This window comes from Pseudomonas sp. W5-01, from assembly GCF_046540435.1.
Lineage (GTDB): Bacteria > Pseudomonadota > Gammaproteobacteria > Pseudomonadales > Pseudomonadaceae > Aquipseudomonas > Aquipseudomonas graminis_B.
Map to the genome: position 1 here is coordinate 270,391 of NZ_JAXCIP010000004.1, position 20,525 is coordinate 290,915.

The following is a 20,525-nucleotide window of genomic DNA, read 5'->3' on the forward strand; positions in this document are numbered from 1 at the left end:
TTCAATCCCCATCGCCCGGTCCACTCGCCGATAGCGACCTACACTGACAGTGTCCGCTCTGAAACAGTTGTCCTACCGGATCGAGGCAAATGTCATGAGAACCACAATAAAAAGACAGTGCGTTTATGTCGTCGCCGTTACTGCCGTGTTGAGCCTGTACGCCGCAGGCGCTTACCGAATCGAACAAATGCGGCAGACGCCCCGCGTGGCGGTGGTCTGCACGATGGGGCATTGCATGCCCACTGATGCGACGTTCAGCGCCCTTCGATGATGGCAACTGCCGGTCGACGTTACGCGGGTCAACGTACTGCGAAAATCCCCACAGCCTGCTATCGATTAGCAAGCTAACGGACTAGACTTGGCGCAAATTCCTGCGGATGCTCAGCGGGTCAATCTGCCAGTCGAGTCCCTTCTGTGACGAGCCTTAATCACCCCCGTCCGGACATCCGCAGCATTCTGTTTGCGCTGATGATGGCCGTGTTTCTCAGCGCGCTGGATCAGACCATCGTCGCGGTCTCGATGCCGGCCATCTCCGCCCAATTCCAGGATTTCGACCTGCTCGCCTGGGTGATCTCGGCCTACATGGTCGCGCTCACCGTGGCCGTGCCGATTTACGGCAAGCTGGGGGATTTATATGGCCGGCGCCGCTTGATGCTGTTCGGGCTGGCGACCTTTACCCTCGCCTCGCTGTTCTGCGCCATGGCCCAGAGCATGGAGCAACTGGTGCTGGCGCGGGTGCTGCAAGGCATCGGCGCCGGCGGCATGGTGTCCGTGAGCCAGGCGATCATCGGCGACATCGTTCCGCCCCGGGAGCGCGGCCGCTATCAGGGTTACTTCAGCGGCATGTACGCCGCGGCGAGCGTCGCCGGGCCGGTGCTCGGCGGCTTCATGACCGAGTACCTGTCGTGGCGTTGGGTGTTCATTATCAATCTCCCGCTGGGGCTGGCGGCCTGGTGGGTGGCGCGCAAAACGCTGGTGGGCCTGCCGATCCCCCAACGCAAACCGGTGATCGACTACCTGGGCACGGTGCTCATGATCATCGGCCTGACGTCGTTGCTGCTGGGCATTACCGAAATCGGCCAGGGTCGCAGCTGGCGCGACGAGTCGGTGGTCCTGCAACTGTCGGTGGCGCTGCTCGCACTGCTGATTTTTGTGCTGTATGAGCGGCGCACCCGCGAGCCTCTGCTGCCCATGCATCTGTTCGCCAATCGCAGCGCGGTGCTCTGCTGGTGCACGATTTTCTTCACCAGCTTTCAGGCCATTTCGCTCATCGTGCTGCTGCCGTTGCGCTTTCAGACCGTCACCGGTGCGGGGGCCGACAGCGCGGCGTTGCACCTGATGCCACTGGCGATCGGCATGCCTATCGGCGCGTACTTTGGTGGCCGCCGCACTTCGCTGACGGGCCGCTACAAACCGATCATCCTCACCGGCGCGGCGTTGATGCCGCTGGCAATCCTCGGTATCGCCTTCACGCCGCCGCAGTCGGCCCTTCTGACGAGCCTGTTCATGGTCCTCACCGGCATCGCCAGCGGCATGCAGTTTCCGACCTCGCTGGTGGGCACGCAGAACTCGGTGGAGGTTAAAGACATGGGCGTGGCGACCAGTACGACCAACCTGTTTCGGTCATTGGGCGGTGCAGTCGGTGTCGCAACGATGTCAGCACTGCTGCTGGCGATGCTCGCCGGTTCAGGGATTGCCCAGGTCGGCGGCAGTTCGATCCCGGGCGAAGGTTCGGGCAATGTGCTGATGGACAGTCTGCACGCCGCCAGCGGTCCCGCGCTTGAATTGCTGCGCGGGCAGCTGTCGATGACCTTTCAGCACCTGCTGATCACCAGCGCAGCCGTGTCGCTGCTGGGTTTGTCTGCTGCACTGGCGATGCCCAACAACCTGCTGCGCGGGCGGGACGACAAGGACCGCTAAACGAACCTGTCAGGGCGATCAGCCGCTGTAATAACCCACCGCCACCAGGAATGCACCGACCTTGCGCACGTAGGCGTGCTTGTGTTCGATTTTGCTGGTGACCGGGTTGCGCCAGCGGTATTCGTATTCGCCTTCAGACTGTTTCTTGACGAGCTCGAGCATCGGAATGCCGACCGGCTTGCCTTCAGGGTCCTTGACCTTGCTGAAGTCGGTATTCACCAGCCGCAGGTTGGTGCCATGGGCGACATAGCGTTTGGTGTCGACGTTCACCACGAAGACGTACAGATCATCTTGCAGAAATCCGCCCTTGAGGTCGTTGATGGCGCGAAGGGTGCCGTCCTTATCCTGTTCCAGCGCCTTGGACGCCTTGTCGAGCAACGCCCTCGCCTGCTCCGGCGAAGCGCGCGGCAGGTAGTAACCGACGGCCAGAACCCGATCGCCGATGCGCTGAAAATACACGCGCTTGCGCTCGACCTTACCGTCGCGCCAGTTCTGCCAGCGATACTCGGCCTGCTGAATGCCGGCGCTTTCCGGGGTTTGCAGCACCTGCTTGAAGTTTTTCTGCAGCTCAGGATCGAGCACCGACGATACGTCACGGCCGATCAGCGCCACCGATGGCCCACCACTTGCAAGCATGATCCCCTTGGTATCGGTGACGAAGACATAACGCTCGCCATCGACGAACTCGCCCTGACGGCTGAATTCGGCGAGCGCCTTGTCACCCTGGACGCGGTAACGGGCCACGGCTTTTTCCAGCAGCCCCTTGGCGGCTTCCGCTTCCTGGACTTCGTCGCCCGCTGCCCACCCGTGTCCGATGCTCAGGGCGGCAAGCGCACCAACCAGAAGTGTTCTGCATGCGTTTTTTGATACGACTGCCATCGCCTCGCCCCCACTCTTATTGGTTATGGGAGGAGCGTAGACGCCAGATTGCAATAGGGCAGCATTCGGCACTTCAATGGGCACCCTGCCTGAATGAGGGCTGAATCACCGTAATCGCTGGGTAAAGCGAGGGTAAACCGCCTGTTCAGCGAAGGTCAGGCGCGGTATAGATACAGGCCAACCGCCACACAGCGCCGTTTTCCCAGGGACCGGCCCGGTGCTGACAGGTCAGCTGACTGAGAAAGCGGGAGACACCGGGTCGCGCAACGCCGGGCTGAAGCGGAGCATGTCGAGAATGCCATCGACCAATCGCTCCGCATCATCCTGCAGCGAGAAGCTTTCCGGCACCAGCAGCCACTGGCCGAGAATGCCGTGTATATAGGCGTGCAGGCAGATCGCCGCGCGTTGCGGATTGATGTCAGCGGGGAGCTGGCCTTGCCGGGAGGCGTTACTGAGTGCCAGTGCGATCCGCTCGTTGGCGTCAAGCCAGACAAACTGCCGTTGTTGCCGCATGTCACACATTTCGTCGGTAAATTCGAATTTATGAAACAGGATTTCATTGATGCGGCGGGTTTTAGGATCGCTGGCAACTTGTTGAAACAAATGAATGAGAAGCTTGCGCGTCCATCCCAGTGGATCAACCTCATCTTCGCTCTCACTCGCTCTTGCCATTTCCTCGAGGGGCTCGTGCAGGCTGTCGAGCATCGCCTGGACCAGATCGGCCTTGTTGCTGAAATGCCAATAGATCGCGCCACGGGTCACGCCAGCCAGGGCCGCAATGTCGGCGAGCGTCGTGCGGGAAACCCCTCGATCATAGAAAGCCTGCTCGGCAGCTTCCAGAATCTGCCTGCGGGTTTCCTGAGCCTCTTCTTTCGTGCGTCGGACCATGGCAGTAAAAACCTCTATGAAAATGCGTCAGGCGCTCTGGTCGAGTGGCCCGAACAGCATGTCGGGCGGCCTTTGTAATGCCTTGTCCCGGATCTACAATCGATGCCCTCGGTGCGCTGGAGTGTCACACTCTTGGGTGTTTACAAACAACCGTGAATGTAAGTATATTCATTAGCATCCTACTTATCCAGCAGGAACCCTTTCCCGCCCCTTTCCACTTTTCATGAGTTCAGGCTCCTGACCCGAGGATCTTCATGCAATTCAAGCCAGCTGTTACCGTTCTGGTCACTGCCGTCGCCCTGGCATCGCTGCTCTCCGGATGCAGCAAGAAGGAAGAAGCGGCCGCAGCACCACCGCCCCCTCAGGTCGGCGTCGTTACTCTGAAAACCCAGGCCTACACCCTGACGTCTGAACTGCCGGGCCGGACCACCGCGTTCCGGATCGCCGAAGTGCGTCCGCAAGTGAACGGCATCATCCTCAAGCGTCTGTTCACCGAAGGTGGAGACGTCAAAGCCGGTCAGCAGCTCTACCAGATCGATCCGGCGATTTACCAGGCCACCCTGGACAGCGCCAAAGCCACCTACGAATCCTCCAACTCCCTCGCTGGCCGCTACAAGCAGCTGATCAACGAGCAAGCGGTCAGCCGTCAGGAATACGACACGGCGGTGGGTTCGGCCCGTGAAGCGAAAGCGGCGGTGCAGACAGCCGAGATCAACCTGCGTTACACCAAGGTCTACGCGCCGATTTCCGGCCGCATTGGTCGTTCGCTGGTGACGGAAGGTGCGCTGGTCAGCAATGGTCAGGCCGATGCGATGGCCACCATTCAGCAGCTCGACCCGATCTACGTCGACGTGATTCAGTCTTCGGCCGAAATGCTCAAGCTGCGTCGCGAGCTGGAAAGCGGCAAGCTGCAGAAAGCCGGCGACAACGCCGCCAAGGTCAAGCTGGTGCTGGAAGACGGCAGCCTCTATTCAACTGAAGGCAAGCTCGAGTTCTCCGAAGTGTCGGTCGACCAGACCACCGGTTCCGTGACGCTGCGCGCCGTGTTCCCGAACCCGGACCACACGCTGCTGCCAGGCATGTTCGTGCACGCACGACTGCAATCGGGCGTGGCTGAAAATGCGATTCTGGTTCCACAGCAAGGCGTCACCCGCGACCTGAAAGGCACCCCGACCGCACTGGTGGTGAATGCCGATAACAAGGTCGAGTCCCGGACCCTGGTCGCCAACCGCACTATCGGCAGCGACTGGCTGGTAGAAAAAGGCTTGAGCGCAGGTGATCGCGTGATTACCGAAGGGCTGCAATACGTCAAGCCAGGCGCTGAAGTGAAAGTGGCCGAAGCCACCAACGTCAATGCAGCTAACCCGGCAACTGCCCCGGCAACTGATAAAGCCGCAGGCAGCAAAGGGGAGTAATTCATGTCGAAATTTTTTATCGACCGGCCAATTTTCGCGTGGGTAATTGCCCTCGTGATCATGCTGGTGGGGACGCTTTCGATCCTCAAGCTACCGATCAACCAATACCCGGCCATTGCCCCACCGGCCATCGCAATCCAGGTGACCTACCCGGGCGCGAATGCGCAAACCGTGCAGGACACCGTGGTTCAGGTGATCGAGCAGCAGCTCAACGGTATCGACAACCTGCGTTATGTGTCCTCGGAAAGTAACTCCGACGGCAGCATGACCATCACCGCGACGTTCAACCAGGGGACCAACCCCGACATCGCTCAGGTTCAGGTGCAGAACAAGCTCAACCTGGCCACCCCGCTACTGCCCCAAGAGGTGCAGCAACAGGGTATCCGCGTGACCAAGGCGGTGAAGAACTTCCTGATGGTCGTCGGTCTGGTGTCCGAAGACGGCAGCATGGGCAAGGAAGACTTGTCCAACTACATCGTGTCGAACATGCAGGACCCGATTTCCCGTACCTCCGGTGTGGGTGACTTCCAGGTTTTCGGTGCCCAGTACGCCATGCGTATCTGGCTCGATCCGGCCAAGCTGAACAACTTTCAGCTGACGCCGGTCGACGTCAAGACGGCCATCACTGCCCAGAACGTTCAGGTGTCTTCCGGCCAGATCGGCGGTTTGCCTGCGCTCAAGGGCCAGCAGCTGAACGCCACGATCATCGGTAAAACCCGTCTGCAGACGGCCGAGCAGTTCGGCAACATTCTGTTGAAGGTCAATCAGGACGGTTCGCAGGTTCGTCTCAAAGACGTCGCCAAAGTCGGTCTGGGCGGCGAAAACTACAGCATCGACGCACAGTTCAACGGCAAGGCGGCCTCCGGTCTGGCGATCAAGCTGGCGACCGGTGCCAATGCGCTGGACACCGCCAAGGCGATCCGCGCCACGATTGCCCAGCTGGAGCCGTTCTTTCCGCCTGGCATGAAAGTGGTTTACCCGTACGACACCACGCCAGTGGTTCAGGAATCCATCACCGGTGTGGTTCACACCCTGGGTGAAGCGATCATCCTGGTGTTCCTGGTGATGTACCTGTTCCTGCAGAACTTCCGCGCCACCATCATCACCACGATGACCGTGCCGGTGGTATTGCTGGGTACGTTCGGGATCCTCGCGGCGGCTGGGTTCACCATCAACACGTTGACCATGTTCGGGGTGATTCTCGCCATCGGCTTGCTGGTGGACGATGCCATCGTTGTGGTGGAAAACGTCGAGCGGGTGATGGCGGAGGACAAACTTTCGCCGCGGGACGCCACGATCAAATCCATGGAGCAGATCCAGGGCGCACTGGTCGGTATCGCCCTGGTGCTGTGTGCGGTTCTGTTGCCCATGGCGTTCTTCGGCGGATCCACAGGGGTGATCTACCGGCAGTTCTCGATCACCATCGTTTCGGCGATGGCGCTTTCGGTACTGGTCGCGCTGATCTTCACCCCGGCGTTGTGCTCCACCCTGCTCAAGCCGATCGACCACGAGAAACACGGGCAGCCGAAACGTGGATTCTTTGGCTGGTTCAACCGTACCTTCGACCGCAGCGTAGTGAGCTACGAGCGTGGCGTCGGCAACATGCTCAAGCACAAGGTTCCGGCCTTTATCGTGTATGCGCTGATCGTCTGCGGCACCATCTGGATGTTCACCCGCATTCCGAGCGCGTTCCTGCCGGAAGAAGACCAGGGCGTCATTTTCGCCCAGGTGCAGACGCCACCGGGCTCCTCGGCTGAACGTACGCAGACCGTCATCGACAACATGCGTAAGTACCTGCTGGAAGAAGAATCGGGCGCGGTCAATTCGGTGTTCACCGTTAACGGCTTCAACTTTGCCGGTCGCGGTCAGAGCTCCGGTCTGGCGTTCATCATGCTGAAACCGTGGGGCGATCGTGATGCCTCCAACAGCGTGTTCGAGCTGGCCAAACGGGCGCAGCAGCACTTCTTCGGTTTCCGCGATGCAATGACCTTCGCGGTCGTACCGCCTGCGGTACTGGAACTGGGTAACGCCACCGGTTTCGACGTGTATTTGCAGGATCAGGGCGGCGTGGGTCACGCCAAGCTGATGGAAGCGCGTAACCAACTGCTGGGCATGGCGGCACAGAGCAAGATTCTGGCGGGCGTGCGTCCGAACGGTCTGAACGATGAGCCGCAGTATCAACTGGTCATCGATGACGAGCGCGCGCAGGCCCTGGGTCTGAGCCTGTCGGACATCAACACCACGCTGTCCATCGCGATGGGTGGCAGCTACATCAACGACTTCATCGACCGCGGTCGGGTCAAGAAGGTGTACGTGCAGGGCGATGCCAGTGCGCGGATGAAGCCGGAAGACTTGAAGAAGTGGTACGTGCGCAATACCGCCGGCGAGATGGTGCCTTTTGCCTCGTTCGCCAGCGGAGAGTGGGTATTCGGTTCGCCGAAGCTGTCCCGTTACAACGGTGTGCCGGCCGAGGAAGTGCTGGGTACTCCGGCGCCGGGTTACAGCACCGGTGAAGCGATGGCCGAGGTCGAGCAACTGGCGAAGAAATTGCCGGCCGGCGTGGGTCTCTCGTGGACGGGTCTGTCCTATGAAGAGCGTCTGTCCGGTTCCCAGGCTCCGGCGCTGTACGCACTGTCCATTCTGATCGTGTTCCTGTGTCTGGCGGCGCTGTATGAAAGCTGGTCGATTCCGATCGCCGTGCTGCTGGTGATCCCGCTGGGGGTGATCGGTGCGCTGGTTGCAACGAGCCTGCGCGGCCTGTCCAACGACGTGTTCTTCCAGGTAGGGCTCTTGGTGACGGTAGGTCTGGCGGCGAAAAACGCCATTCTGATCGTCGAGTTCGCCAAGGAACTGCATGAGCAGGGCAAGGGCATCGTGGACGCAACCATCGAAGCCTGCCGGATGCGTCTGCGGCCGATCGTGATGACGTCCATGGCGTTCATCCTCGGTGTAGTCCCGCTGGCGATTTCCTCGGGTGCCGGTGCCGGTAGCCAGCATTCGATCGGTACGGGCGTAATCGGCGGTATGATCACCGCGGTTATTCTGGCGATCTTCTGGGTACCGTTGTTCTTCGTTTCGATATCCTCGCTGTTCAAAGGCAAACAGAAACACACTCCACACGATGAGGCTGGCCAATGAGCAAGTCCCTGATCTCGCTGGCGGTCACCGCGTTCATTCTCGGCGGCTGCTCGTTGATACCCGATTACAAGCAGCCCGCCGCACCGGTGCCGGCTCAGTTCCCGCAAGGTCCGGCGTATTCGCCGGCCCAGGCGGCGAATCAAGCCGCAGCCGAACAGGGCTGGCGTCAGTTTTTCCATGACCCGGCGCTGCAGCAGCTGATTCAGACGTCGCTGCAAAACAACCGCGACCTGCGCGTCGCCGCGCTGAACATCGACGCCTACCGCGCGCAGTACCGCATTCAACGTGCGGACCTGTTCCCGGCCGTCGCAGCCTCGGGCAGCGGCACGCGTCAGCGCGTTCCGGGTGACCTGTCGCAAACGGGCGAATCCAATATCACCAGTCAGTATTCGGTGGGTCTGGGCATCAGTTCCTATGAGCTGGACCTGTTCGGCCGGGTGCGCAGCCTGAGTGAGCAGGCGCTGCAGACCTACTTCGCCGGTGAAGAAGGCCGTCGCAGCACGCAGATCAGTCTGGTGGCCAACGTTGCCAATGCCTACCTGACGTGGGAAGCGGACAAAGAGCTGTTGAAGCTGACCCAGGACACCTTGGGCGCCTTCGAAGAAAGCCTGCGTCTCACTTCCCGCAGCAGCGAAGTGGGTGTGGCCTCGGCGCTGGACCTGGCGCAGTCGCGCACCTCCGTCGAAAGCGCCCGCGTCAAGCTGGCCCAGTACCAGCGGCTGGTCGCCCAGGACGAAAACAACCTGGTGCTGTTGTTGGGCACCAGTCTGCCAGCCAACCTGCCCGCCTCGAAACCGTTGAGCGCTGACATGCTCAACGAGATGCCAGCGGGTCTGCCGTCGGAATTGCTGCAGCGTCGTCCGGACATTCTGCAGGCCGAATACAGCCTGAAAGCCGCCAACGCCAACATCGGCGCCGCACGTGCCGCGTTCTTCCCGAGCATCAGCCTCACGGCCAGTGCCGGTACGGCGAGCGGCGATCTGAGCGGCCTGTTCAAGGGCGGTTCGGGGACGTGGTTGTTCGAGCCGACGATCAATCTGCCGATCTTCAACGCAGGCAGTCTGCGCGCAAGCCTCGACTACTCGAAGATCCAGAAAGACATCGGCGTCGCCAATTACGAGAAGGTGATTCAGACGGCGTTCCAGGAAGTTTCCGACGGTCTGGCCGCGCGCAAGACCTATACCGATCAGCTCAAGGCGCAGACGGACTTCGTCAACGCCAACCAGGACTACTACCGCCTGGCCGAGCGTCGCTACCGCATCGGGATCGACAGCAACCTGACATTCCTCGACGCTCAGCGTCAGTTGTTCAACGCGCAACAGTCGTTGATCACCGATCGCCTGTCCCAGCTCAGCAGCGAGGTCAATTTGTACCGCGCCCTGGGCGGCGGCTGGTACGAACAGACCCCGACCGGCGAGCGTCAGCCGACCGCGGGCGATGTGCCGTCCACCCGCTTGTTCTGATCCAGCGCGTATGAAAAAACCCACCAATTGGTGGGTTTTTTTTGGCTGTCACCACGGCTTTTTCAAGCCGTAAGCGAGCAGCCCGCAGACGTCACGCCAGCAAAAATTCCGTCACGCGCAGGGCGAAGACTTCACCCAACTCGACGCTGGAAAGGTGCGCGGCGTAATAGTCGGAGAGCTCGCTGCCGTGGATGTGGTTCTGCAGAAAATGCCCGTCCGCCACCGTCGTGACGGCGTCATGGCTGCCGCAGATGATCAGCGTGGGCACGGTGATCGAACCTACTTCCTTGCGCAGATCGGTATCCCGGACGGCCGCGCAGCAGGCGGCGTAACCCAACGGGGAAGTTGCCGCCAGTACGTCGGTGATGGGCGTGACTTTGTCGGGGTGCTGACTGGCAAAGCCGGGGGTAAACCAACGCCCAATGGCGCCAGCGCCCATTTCCGTCATTGCCCGCTCACCGCCCTTCTCCACCTGCGCGATGCGCGGTGCCCAGGTTTCCGTATCGCCGATCTTCGCGGCGGTGTTGCACAGAATCAGCTTGTGCAGCCGGTCGTTGGCATGGATGCCCAGCCACTGACCGATCAGGCCGCCCATGGACAATCCGCAAAAATGCGCGCGGTCGATGTTCAATGCATCGAGCAGCGCCAGCACGTCGCGTCCCAGTTGCGAGAGGGTGTAAGGCCCCTGGGTGACCAGGGACTGGCCGTGGCCGCGTGTGTCGTAACGCACGACGCGGAATGACTTGCTCAGCGCCGGGATCTGCGCGTCCCACATATGCAGGTCGGTGCCCAGTGAGTTGGACAGCATCAGCACCGGCGCATCCACCGGGCCGTCAATTTCATAATGCAGCTCACCGTCTTCGAGTTGTACGAACGCCATGGCAGTCGCTCCGTGAAACACGTGGAATGAGTGTGATCAATAGGGACGGCACGCGCCCGGCAAGGACGCGCGCCTCAAGATCCGGGGATCAGTGATCTTCGTGCAGGTAAGCCGGCTTCTTCGGCAGTCGCAGGCTGAACAGAAAAGCAATCGCCATCATCGCGGTGACGTACCAGTAGAAGGTGTTTTCCATGCCCATGTTTTTCAGGCCCAGGGCCACGTATTCAGCCGAACCGCCGAAGATCGCATTCGCCACGGCATAGGCCAGGCCGACGCCCAGCGCCCGCACCTGAACCGGGAACATCTCGGCTTTCACCAGGCCGCTGATGGAGGTGTAGAAACTGACGATGGCCAGCGCCAGGGTGATCAGCACGAACGCGATGATCGGGCTGGTGGTGGTTTTCAGGGTCAGCAGCAGCGGCACCGTGCACAGCGTGCCCAGCCCGCCGAACCACAGCATCGAAGCGCGACGGCCGATCTTGTCAGCGAGCATGCCGAACACCGGCTGCATGCACATGTACAGGAACAGTGCGCCGGTCATGATGTAGCTCGCGACCTTGGCGTCCATGTGCACGGTGTTGACCAGGTATTTCTGCATATACGTGGTGAAGGTGTAGAAAATCAGCGAGCCGCCGGCGGTGTAGCCGAGCACGGTGATGAACGCCGCTTTGTGATCGCGAAACAACGCAGACACGCTGCCCGCGTCTTTGTTCTGGCGGACTTCGGCGGTGGTGGTCTCTTTCAGCGAACGGCGCAGCACCAGCGAAATCACCGCCGCCACCGCACCGACCACGAACGGAATCCGCCAGCCGTAGGCTTTCAGCTCATCGGCACTGAGAAACTGCTGCAGAATGACCACGGTCAGCACGGCCAACAGCTGGCCGCCAATCAGCGTCACGTACTGAAACGAAGCGAAAAACCCGCGCTGCCCCCGCAACGCGACTTCGCTCATGTACGTGGCGGTGGTGCCGTACTCACCACCCACCGACAGGCCTTGAAACAGGCGCGCCATCAACAGCAGAAACGGCGCCCAGGCGCCAATCGACGCGTACGTGGGCAGGCAGGCGATGACCAGCGAGCCCGCACACATCATCAGCACGGAAATCATCATCGAGTTCTTGCGGCCGTGCTTGTCGGCCACGCGACCGAACAGCCAGCCGCCAATAGGCCGCATCAGGAAGCCAGCAGCAAAAACACCCGCTGTATTGAGCAATTGAACGGTCGGGTCATCGGAAGGAAAGAACGCAGGCGCGAAATAGATGGCGCAGAAGGCGTAGACGTAGAAGTCGAACCATTCGACGAGGTTGCCCGATGAAGCCCCGACGATGGCGAAGATCCGCTTGCGCCGTTCTTCGCCGGTGTAGTGAGTCGTTGTCATTATTATCTCCCCAGGTGTTAGTAAGGTCAGCCAGTCTAAGACATAACCTGCAACATTTAGACTTAAGCAGTAACGTTTCGACATCACAATGACAACCACCCGAGTCAGCAAGTTGCTCCTTTCGTGGAAGCAACCGATGACTCGGGTGGCTGAGTTGCGGGACTGCCGTTTAGCGCGCTATCGCGAGGGCCAGCCCCTGCCCCACACCGACGCACATTGTTGCCAGCGCTTTGCTGCCGCCGGTTTTCTCCAATTGATGCAAGGCCGTCAGCACCAGACGCGCGCCGCTCATGCCCAGCGGATGCCCCAGCGAGATCGAGCCACCGTTGGGATTGACCTTCGGCGAGTCGTCGGCGATACCCAGCTCACGCATGACCGCCAAGCCTTGGCTGGCGAAGGCCTCGTTGAGTTCGATGACGTCGAAGTCACTGACCGCCATCCCCAGCCGTCCAAGCAGTTTGCGCACCGCCGGCACCGGGCCGATGCCCATGACGCGTGGCTCCACGCCGGCACTGGCCATGCCCAACACGCGGGCGCGGGGCGTCAGGCCGTGTTTCTTCACGGCTTCGGCGGACGCCAGAATCATCGCCGCCGCGCCGTCGTTCAGCCCCGCTGCGTTGCCGGCCGTGACCGTTTTGCCGGGGCCGTTGACCGGCTTGAGCTTGCCGAGTGCCTCAAGGCTGGTGTCGGCACGGGGGTGCTCGTCGGTGTCGACGACGGTCTCGCCTTTCTTGTGGGCGACCCACACGGGCACGATTTCTTCGGCGAAGAAGCCCGCAGCCTGAGCCGCCGCCGCGCGTTGCTGGCTGCGCAGGGCGAACGCATCCTGATCCTCCCGGGAGATGCCGAAATCCTCAGCGACGTTGTCGCCGGTCTGCGGCATGCTCTCAACGCCGTACCGGTCCTTCATCTGCGGATTGACGAAACGCCAGCCCAGGGTGGTGTCTTCCAGCTTTTGGGTGCGGCCGAATGCCGTGTCGGCCTTGCCCATCACGAACGGCGCGCGGGACATGGATTCGACGCCGCCGGCGATGGCCAGCTCCATTTCACCGCAGGCAATGGCGCGGAACGCAGAACCCACCGCGTCCAGGCCCGAAGCGCACAGGCGATTGAGGGTCACGCCCGGCACGCTGGCCGGCAACCCCGCCAACAGCGCCGCCATACGGGCGACGTTACGGTTGTCCTCACCGGCCTGATTGGCGCAGCCGAAGAACACTTCGTCCAGCTCATCCCAGTTGACCGACGGGTTGCGCGCCATCAGGGCCTTGATCGGCAACGCTGCCAGATCATCCGCCCGAACGCTCGCCAGGGCGCCACCGAAACGGCCAATGGGGGTACGAATCGCGTCACAGATAAAGACGTCACGCATCATGCTTCTCCCGGCGTTTGACCATGGGCGGCAGCGGTACGCGCTTCCAGATCACGCAGCGCGTTCAGTTCGTACTCGCTAGGCGCATCGGAATTCGCGACGGTGTCGGCAAAACGCACGTCCCAACCGGTGGCGGCGATCACCTGCTCGCGGGTCACGCCCGGGTGCAGCGTGGTCACGACGAATTCGTGGGTGCCCGCCTCCGGCTCCATGATGCACAGGTCAGTGATAATGCCAACCGGCCCGGCCCCCGGCAGGCCGAGGCGCTTGCGGGCGTCGCCGCCTTCGCCGTGGCCGACTGAGGTCAGGAAGTCCAGCTTGTTAACGAACGTCCGCGGCGACTGCTTGAGGATGATCAGCACTTCTTTGGCCGACCCGGCGATCTCCGGCGCGCCCCCCGCCCCCGGCAGGCGCACTTTCGGGTGGTGGTAGTCGCCGACCACCGTTGTGTTGATATTGCCGAACCGGTCGACCTGAGCCGCGCCGAGGAACCCGACATCGACACGGCCGCCCTGCAACCAGTAACGGAAGATTTCGCTGGTGGACACCACGGTGTCAGCGGTTTCCGCCAGTTCGCCGTCACCGATGGACAGCGGCAGCACATCAGGCTTGGCACCGATGGGCCCTGATTCATAAATCAGCACCACGTCAGGCGATGACGTCAGGCGCGCCAGATTGGCCGCTTTGGAGGGCAGACCAATGCCGACAAAGCACACGGCGCCATTTTTCAACCGACGTGCGGCGGCGACGGTCATCATTTCGCTTGTGGAATAGTTCACTGGTTAGTCTCCGCCACATGGGCCAGCTTGCTCTTGAACTCACTGAAATCCCGGGTGCCATGGATGTATTCGTCAATCCAGGCGGTAAACCCCTCACGGTCGCGGGCGATGGCGTCCCACGCCTGATAGAAACGGTTGTCGCGTTCGTAGTAGCCGTGGGCGTAGGAAGGATGAGCGCCCCCCGGCACAAGGCAGACAGCACTGAGCGCCCAGGTTGGCAGCACGCAAGCGTTCATCGGTGCCTTGAGGTCATCGACGATTTCCTCGACCGTAACGATGCAGCGCCTGGCCGCCAGCGCTGCCTCTTTCTGCACGCCAAGGATGCCCCACAGCAGCACGTTACCTTTGCGATCGGCTTTTTGAGCATGGATAACGGTGACGTCAGGACGTACCGCCGGCACCGCCGCCAGCACTTCGCCGGTGAATGGGCACGTCACGGATTTGATCAGCGGGTTGACCTTCGGCAGATCGGAGCCGGCGTAAGCACGCAGCACCGCGAAAGGCAGACCCGACGCCCCCGCCACGTAGGCGTTGGCAAGGTCGGCATGGCTGTGTTCTTCAATCTCCAGGGGTTGCGGCCATTGCCGTTCGACCGCGTCGCGAAGCCGATGCAACGAGCCGACGCCCGGATTGCCGCCCCACGAGAAAATCAGCCGTTTCGCACAGCCGGCGCCGATCAATTGGTCATAGATCAAGTCGGGAGTCATGCGCACCAGCGTCAGGTCTTTCTTCTTCTGACGGATGAGCTCGTGGCCCGCCGCGGTAGGAATCAGGTGGGTGAAGCCTTCCAGCGCAACGGTGTCGCCATCGTTGACGAATTGCGTCACCGCTTCGTGAAGGGAAAGAATTGCAGCCATGGGGTGCTCCAGGTTCACACTTGGTTACCGTGTCTCGACAGAGGCGGCGTTGCAAATGAGGTTATGCCTGGGGCCGAAGCGGAACAATCCGATAATCGACTAAGTGTTCGATCACCGAACGGAGAGTGGTGATTGCGAGCCGGCTGCGTGTGTCCGGCCCTTTAAGCATCAGGTAAAGAGCTGCGTGCTGAGGTCACGGCTGGCATCCAGCATGATGGGCAAGAACTTCTGCTCCAGCTCGTTACGCGTTACCCGACCGGCGCTGGTGCTGACATTGAGCGCCGCGAGCACCTGACCCGATGCGTCGTAGACCGGCACCGCGATGGAACGCAAACCCTGCTCGAGTTCCTGGTCGACAATACACCAGCCCTGTTGTCGCACTTGCTGCAGGCATTCGAGCAAGGCTTCGGGAGTGCGCAAGGTGCGGCTGGTTTTGGGTTGCAGGTCGACATGGTCGAGGTATTCCTGCAACGACACATCGTCCAGCGCCGCCAGCAGGATTCTGCCCATGGACGTGCAGTACGCCGGCAAACGCCCACCCACTGCCAGGTCCACGGAGATCAATCGCTGAGTCGTGGCGGAGCGGGCTATATAAAGAATGTCGTCGCCTTCCAGTGTGGCCATGTTGCAGGCCTCGTGCAGCTGATCACTCATGCGATCCAGATACGGCTGCGACGAGACCGCCAAGGGTGTCGAGGACAAATAGGCATGGCCGAGGGTCAGCACTTTCGGCAGCAGCGAGTACGTGCGGCCGTCAGTGGTGGCGTAACCCAGCTTGATCAGTGTGTGCAGGCAGCGACGAACTGCTGCTCTGGGGATTTCCGTGCGGTGGCTGATCTGCGCGATGGTCAGGTGCCGCTTGCGCTCTTGAAATGCATGGATGACGGCCAACCCTCGCGCCAGAGAGGTCATGAAGTCAGGATCACCGGTGAGCGCCTGAATCCTTTTAGCGGGGGACGCAACAATCGGCGGCGCAAGTGACGTGAAAGAATTACGCAATTGATCGTTCATGCTGGCACCGTTCGTCGTGGCCGCGAAAGCCTTGTAGAACGCCACTCTCGCCTGTTTTGGAACCCACGGCAAGCCAGCTTTGTGCGATTATCGAACGAGTGGGCGATAATCGCAATTGACCGGCCGTACGGTTGCTTATACCTTTCACCTGCCATATGAGGCTTCTTTGGATTACTGGTCAGGTACCCACTGAGAAGTCCCAGGCACGGCCTTGCTAACCCAAGGCCGTTTTTGTCTCTGCCTTTCGCATTTATGTGTAAGCGCATAAATACACATCTGCTATTCGCGGTTTCATAACCCGTGAATTTACGTCGCCAGAAAACTGCCTGTAGCGTTAAACATTTGACTCACCAAGTTACGTCATAAATCGGACTGGGCAACTTAGGAACCTTCGTACATCAAAAAGGTATAAATCCTCAGTTGTCCGACTGCGACAGTCTCGACAGTTGACTCGCCTGCGCATCTTCGCGATAGTGGCCGTCATTGAGGCCCAATACCGCTACCGCGCTGTTTAATCCACCGCCTTATCCGGCATGGATCCAAACTCACGCAGGCATTGCTCGACTCGATCGCAATGTTCAGCGACGGCAGGCCAATACCTTGGTCATTTGCCATCCTGCAGGCAATCAATAAAGAATGTTGCTACGACAGTTTTTTCATTCTGGTGCACGTAGCCGCCCTTGCTTGAAGTGTTAATCATCCTGCGCAGCGCCCCTGCCCGATGAGTATTCCTGATCCGATACATTGCGATCGTCAGGTGCGACACTTCCAGACTCGGCGTCATCACCGGGATTACATTCGACTCGATCAGGTATTAACGTGACCAAAGATGAACTGCGCGCAGAACTAGAGCGCCAGGAACAACGTTACAAAGAAGTGTACGGCGGCGAAGTGACAACATACGCCGCCCAGCCCGAGCCAGAGCGCAAGCCCTGGCGCAAACGGGCCAGCCTGCTTGACCAGGCGTTCAAGCAAGAGCTGCAGAAGATGGAAGAAGAACTCAAGGAAGAGCCTTGAGTCGCCCGCTTGCCGGTCGCTGACTCAAACAGCCGACGGCAAGCGTTTCAAGTGCCTTAACGCCAGGTTTTACAGACTCGTCTATGGTTCAGGGATGCTTCGCACGCTCCTTCACGACAGGAAGTCAACGGGCTGGCAGGACAGAAATTTCGTCGCAGGCTGCTACCAATGAGCAGCGCGCCTATCGCGCAGTTTTTTTTCTGTCATAATCCCGCCCCCTTAAGACCGGGTCAGAAAACCTTCCATGATCGATTTATTCAGCGGACTGGATGCTTGGGTGATTGTGAGCTTGTTGCTCGCCCTGGCGTTTGTCCTCACCTTCGAGTTCATCAACGGCTTTCATGACACCGCCAACGCGGTGGCGACAGTCATTTACACCAAGGCCATGCCGCCTCATCTGGCGGTATTTTTCTCGGGTGTGTTCAATTTTCTCGGGGTGCTCCTGGGTGGCGTCGGCGTGGCGTATGCCATCGTCCATCTGCTGCCGGTCGAGTTGTTGATCAACGTCAACACCGGTCACGGTCTGGCCATGGTGTTTTCGCTGCTGGCGGCGGCCATTACCTGGAACCTCGGCACCTGGTATTTTGGTATCCCGGCATCCAGCTCCCACACGCTGATCGGGTCGATTCTGGGTGTAGGCCTGGCCAATGCGCTGATCAATAACATTCCGCTGGGCGAAGGCGTTAACTGGCAAAAAGCGATCGATATCGGCGCTTCGCTGGTGTTCTCGCCATTGGCCGGCTTCATCGTGGCAGGTCTGGTACTGCTGGGGCTCAAGGCCTGGCGTCCCCTGTCCAAAATGCACAAGACCCCGGAACAGCGCCGCAAGCTCGACGACAAAAAGCATCCTCCTTTCTGGAATCGCCTGGTTCTGGTGATTTCGGCGATGGCGGTGAGCTTTGTTCACGGCTCCAACGATGGTCAGAAAGGCATCGGCCTGATCATGCTGGTGCTGATCGGTATCGTCCCGGCGCAGTTCGTGCTCGACCTGAGCACCACGACCTACCAGATCGAACGCACCCGAGACGCGACCCAGCACCTGAGCCAGTTTTACCAGCGCAATAACGCGACCCTGGGCGAGTACCTGGCATTGGGCAAATCGGCGGCCGGCGACCTGCCCGAGCGTTTCAGCTGCAACCCTGAGCAAACCGAGCCGACCATTGATGCGCTGTTGAGCAACCTCAAGGGCGTCAACGACTACCACAGCCTCGCACCAGAGCGTCGCATTGAAGTGCGTCGCTACTTGCTGTGCCTGGACGACACGGCACGCAAAGTCGGCAAGCTGCCGGCCCTGGATGCCCGTGAAAAATCGGATCTGGAGAAACTGCGCAAGGACCTGACCGCGACCACTGAATACGCGCCGTTCTGGGTCATCTTCGCCGTTGCATTGGCGCTGGGCATCGGCACCATGGTCGGCTGGAAACGCGTCGTGTTGACCATCGGAGAGAAGATCGGCAAGCAAGGCATGACCTACGCTCAGGGCATGTCTGCACAGATCACCACCGCGAGCGCCATCGCGCTGGCCAACGTATTCAGCCTGCCGGTTTCAACGACTCACATCCTGTCGTCCGGCGTCGCCGGGACCATGGTGGCGAACAAAAGCGGCCTGCAGGGCGGGACAGTTCGCAACATTCTGCTGGCATGGGTTTTGACCCTGCCCGCCACTGTCGCGCTGTCGGCAGGCTTGTTCTGGCTGGCGTCCAAAGCGCTGGCCTGACCTGACTGCACCGGCCGTTCTGAAAAAGCCCATTCATTGAATGGGCTTTTTTGTGGGCGCTGGATCAAAGGCGCATTCATCGGAATGAGCTGGCGCGCGAAGGCCTAGCGGCGTTTTTTACTACCCCCGAGCAAAGATCCCATCAATCCCCGCACCAGTTCGCGACCGATCTGGGTGGCGGCCTGGCGCATCGCACTTTTGACCGCCTGCCCCGCCAGCCCGCCCAGAAATCCACCGGCCATGTCGACAAAGCCGCCTTCTGACTTCTCCTCAGCGGCAGGTTTGTGTGCGGGATCTACCGATGCACCTTTGCGCGCCAGCAGCATTTCATACGCCGATTCGCGATCCACGGGTTTGTCGTAGCGACCGGCCAGTGGCGACCGGGCGATCAGCGCGGCGCGTTCGGCCTGGGTCAACGGCCCAATGCGAGATTGCGGCGGCGCGACCAGCACACGCTGGACGATCTCGGGCGTGCCCTTTTCCTGCAGCGTGCCCACCAGCGCCTCGCCGATGCCCAACTCCGTCAGCACCGAGAGCGCATCAAACTCGGGATTGGGGCGAAAACCGTCCGCAACGGCTTTCAGCGATCGTTGCTCCTTGCTGGTGAACGCGCGCAGACCGTGCTGAATGCGCAAACCGAGCTGCCCCAGAATGGAGTCCGGCAGATCCCCCGGCGACTGAGTGACGAAATACACGCCAACGCCTTTCGAGCGAATCAGCCGCACCACTTGTTCCAGCCGCTCCTGCAGCGCTTTCGGCGTATCCGCAAACAGCAAATGCGCCTCGTCGAAGAACAGCGCCAGCAAGGGCCTATCGACATCGCCGCGCTCGGGCAACTGCTCGAACAGCTCCGCCAGCAGCCACAGCAAGAAGGTGGCATAGACCTTCGGCGACTCGTGCACCAGCCGGCTGGCATCAAGCAGATGAATTTGCCCGCGACCGTCGCTTGCGGGCTGCAAAATGTCTTCCAGCTGCAGCGCCGGCTCGCCGAACAGCGCCTCCGCGCCCTGCTGCTCAAGGACCGCCAGCCGACGTAACAGCGCCTGACTCGAGCCTGTGGTCATCAAGGCGCTGTCATCGCCGAGCACGTCGGGGTTGTCACGCAGATGGTTGAGCAGCGCTTTCAGGTCCTTGATGTCCAGCAACAACAGACCTTCCCGATCCGCCACCTTGAATGCGGCGTAGAGCGCCGACTGCTGGCTGTCCGTCAATTCCAGCAAACTTCCCAGCAGCAGCGGCCCCATTTCCGACAGGGTCGTGCGCAACGGATGGCCCGTTTCACCGTGCACATCCCACAGCGTCACCGGATAACCCTGAGGTTTATGGTGCAACCAGGGCATGCCGGCGATGCGCTCGGCGATCTTGCCTTGGGGCTCACCCGCAGCACCGAGCCCGCAGAGATCACCCTTGATGTCCGCCGCGAACACCGCCACGCCAGCATCGCTGAACACCTCCGCCAGACGCTGCAAGGTGACGGTTTTCCCGGTACCGGTCGCGCCGGCCACCAATCCGTGACGATTGGCCAGACGCATCGCCTGCCCGACCGGCTGGCCCGTCAGGTCAGCGCCAATAAAAATCTGTTGTGAGTCAGGCATTCGTTCACCCAAGCGTCGCATTTGATATTCCCGAGGGGACTGCGGCGACAGCCCGACTGGACCGGCGCCCCTGATCAGCCCTCAGGCCACCTCCCTACTCTAGCGCAAGCGGCGTTACGCTCGTCCATTGGCCTAGGCTCAGGCATGGGTGCGACGTTCTGCAACCGAACATCTGTATGTGTGGACGGTCAACCAGAAGGACCGATCAATGGACGGAGG

General features: G+C 60.7%; 15 protein-coding genes. 6 read left to right on the plus strand and 9 right to left on the minus strand.

The features are described from left to right. Window positions 1–414 precede the first annotated feature (414 nt). A complete protein-coding gene (locus tag SLW75_RS14780; protein WP_410934807.1) occupies window positions 415–1,920 on the plus strand; it encodes an MDR family MFS transporter in 1,506 nt (501 codons plus the stop codon). 18 nt (window positions 1,921–1,938) lie between these two features. Here the strand turns inward: SLW75_RS14780 and SLW75_RS14785 are convergent, their stop codons facing one another. Then, window positions 1,939–2,799, minus strand: coding sequence for a cache domain-containing protein (locus tag SLW75_RS14785; RefSeq protein ID WP_065992294.1), 861 nt, complete (start codon window positions 2,797–2,799; stop codon window positions 1,939–1,941). A gap of 228 nt (window positions 2,800–3,027) precedes the next feature. Beyond that, window positions 3,028–3,687 (minus strand): TetR family transcriptional regulator, encoded by a 660-nt coding sequence (locus SLW75_RS14790; RefSeq protein WP_192135285.1) that lies wholly within the window; start codon window positions 3,685–3,687, stop codon window positions 3,028–3,030. 254 nt (window positions 3,688–3,941) lie between these two features. Between SLW75_RS14790 and SLW75_RS14795 the strand changes: the two genes are divergently transcribed. Genes SLW75_RS14795 through SLW75_RS14805 form a run of 3 tightly spaced genes read left to right on the plus strand, consistent with a single transcriptional unit; the run spans window position 3,942 to window position 9,703 of the window. After that, window positions 3,942–5,102, plus strand: coding sequence for an efflux RND transporter periplasmic adaptor subunit (locus SLW75_RS14795; RefSeq protein WP_065992288.1), 1,161 nt, complete (start codon window positions 3,942–3,944; stop codon window positions 5,100–5,102). Window positions 5,103–5,105: 3 nt separating this feature from the next. Continuing rightward, on the plus strand, window positions 5,106–8,240 hold the full coding sequence (locus SLW75_RS14800; RefSeq protein WP_296309884.1) for an efflux RND transporter permease subunit: 3,135 nt from the start codon (window positions 5,106–5,108) through the stop codon (window positions 8,238–8,240). Beyond that, complete coding sequence (locus SLW75_RS14805) at window positions 8,237–9,703, plus strand: AdeC/AdeK/OprM family multidrug efflux complex outer membrane factor (protein ID WP_410934808.1); 1,467 nt, start codon at window positions 8,237–8,239, stop codon at window positions 9,701–9,703. The genes SLW75_RS14800 and SLW75_RS14805 overlap by 4 nt, the downstream gene beginning before the upstream one ends. Before the next feature lie 91 nt (window positions 9,704–9,794). On the opposite strand, the gene pcaD is transcribed toward SLW75_RS14805, so the two are convergent. The 6 genes from pcaD to pcaR all read right to left on the minus strand — a co-directional run bounded on the left by pcaD (window position 9,795) and on the right by pcaR (window position 15,977). Then, entirely contained in the window at window positions 9,795–10,583 is a 789-nt protein-coding gene (gene pcaD, locus SLW75_RS14810; RefSeq protein WP_410934809.1) for a 3-oxoadipate enol-lactonase, read from the minus strand. Between the two features lie 88 nt (window positions 10,584–10,671). Further along, window positions 10,672–11,961: an MFS family transporter gene (locus SLW75_RS14815; RefSeq protein WP_065992283.1), complete on the minus strand. Its 1,290-nt coding sequence runs from the start codon at window positions 11,959–11,961 to the stop codon at window positions 10,672–10,674. A 169-nt stretch (window positions 11,962–12,130) separates the two neighbouring features. Next, window positions 12,131–13,333 carry a 3-oxoadipyl-CoA thiolase gene (gene pcaF, locus SLW75_RS14820; RefSeq protein WP_296309879.1) on the minus strand — a complete coding sequence of 401 codons (1,203 nt, stop codon included), beginning with the start codon at window positions 13,331–13,333 and terminating at the stop codon, window positions 12,131–12,133. Continuing rightward, window positions 13,330–14,088, minus strand: coding sequence for a CoA-transferase subunit beta (locus SLW75_RS14825; RefSeq protein WP_208600776.1), 759 nt, complete (start codon window positions 14,086–14,088; stop codon window positions 13,330–13,332). The genes pcaF and SLW75_RS14825 overlap by 4 nt, the downstream gene beginning before the upstream one ends. A 17-nt stretch (window positions 14,089–14,105) precedes the next feature. Beyond that, entirely contained in the window at window positions 14,106–14,966 is an 861-nt protein-coding gene (locus tag SLW75_RS14830; protein WP_410934810.1) for a CoA transferase subunit A, read from the minus strand. 168 nt (window positions 14,967–15,134) lie between these two features. Next, window positions 15,135–15,977, minus strand: coding sequence for a pca regulon transcriptional regulator PcaR (gene pcaR / locus SLW75_RS14835; protein WP_065993181.1), 843 nt, complete (start codon window positions 15,975–15,977; stop codon window positions 15,135–15,137). A gap of 819 nt (window positions 15,978–16,796) precedes the next feature. Here pcaR and SLW75_RS14840 point away from each other — a divergent pair. Then, the gene (locus SLW75_RS14840) at window positions 16,797–16,994 is read left to right on the plus strand and encodes a hypothetical protein (RefSeq protein ID WP_037014498.1); all 198 of its coding nucleotides are present in this window, start codon (window positions 16,797–16,799) and stop codon (window positions 16,992–16,994) included. A 244-nt stretch (window positions 16,995–17,238) separates the two neighbouring features. Beyond that, window positions 17,239–18,711 carry an inorganic phosphate transporter gene (locus SLW75_RS14845; protein WP_065992277.1) on the plus strand — a complete coding sequence of 491 codons (1,473 nt, stop codon included), beginning with the start codon at window positions 17,239–17,241 and terminating at the stop codon, window positions 18,709–18,711. 104 nt (window positions 18,712–18,815) lie between these two features. Here SLW75_RS14845 and SLW75_RS14850 read toward each other — a convergent pair whose 3' ends face one another. Beyond that, entirely contained in the window at window positions 18,816–20,306 is a 1,491-nt protein-coding gene (locus SLW75_RS14850; RefSeq protein ID WP_410934811.1) for a helicase HerA-like domain-containing protein, read from the minus strand. Between the last annotated feature and the right edge of the window lie 219 nt (window positions 20,307–20,525).

Bases quoted from the DNA above. Each gene is read 5' to 3' on its own strand.
- SLW75_RS14785 (WP_065992294.1), bottom strand. From the start codon at position 2,799: ATGGCAGTCGTATCAAAAAACGCATGCAGAACACTTCTGGTTGGTGCG.
- SLW75_RS14790 (WP_192135285.1), bottom strand. From the start codon at position 3,687: ATGGTCCGACGCACGAAAGAAGAGGCTCAGGAAACCCGCAGGCAGATT.
- SLW75_RS14795 (WP_065992288.1), top strand. From the start codon at position 3,942: ATGCAATTCAAGCCAGCTGTTACCGTTCTGGTCACTGCCGTCGCCCTG.
- SLW75_RS14800 (WP_296309884.1), top strand. From the start codon at position 5,106: ATGTCGAAATTTTTTATCGACCGGCCAATTTTCGCGTGGGTAATTGCC.
- SLW75_RS14805 (WP_410934808.1), top strand. From the start codon at position 8,237: ATGAGCAAGTCCCTGATCTCGCTGGCGGTCACCGCGTTCATTCTCGGC.
- pcaD (WP_410934809.1), bottom strand. From the start codon at position 10,583: ATGGCGTTCGTACAACTCGAAGACGGTGAGCTGCATTATGAAATTGAC.
- SLW75_RS14815 (WP_065992283.1), bottom strand. From the start codon at position 11,961: ATGACAACGACTCACTACACCGGCGAAGAACGGCGCAAGCGGATCTTC.
- pcaF (WP_296309879.1), bottom strand. From the start codon at position 13,333: ATGATGCGTGACGTCTTTATCTGTGACGCGATTCGTACCCCCATTGGC.
- SLW75_RS14825 (WP_208600776.1), bottom strand. From the start codon at position 14,088: ATGATGACCGTCGCCGCCGCACGTCGGTTGAAAAATGGCGCCGTGTGC.
- SLW75_RS14830 (WP_410934810.1), bottom strand. From the start codon at position 14,966: ATGGCTGCAATTCTTTCCCTTCACGAAGCGGTGACGCAATTCGTCAAC.
- pcaR (WP_065993181.1), bottom strand. From the start codon at position 15,977: ATGAACGATCAATTGCGTAATTCTTTCACGTCACTTGCGCCGCCGATT.
- SLW75_RS14845 (WP_065992277.1), top strand. From the start codon at position 17,239: ATGATCGATTTATTCAGCGGACTGGATGCTTGGGTGATTGTGAGCTTG.
- SLW75_RS14850 (WP_410934811.1), bottom strand. From the start codon at position 20,306: ATGCCTGACTCACAACAGATTTTTATTGGCGCTGACCTGACGGGCCAG.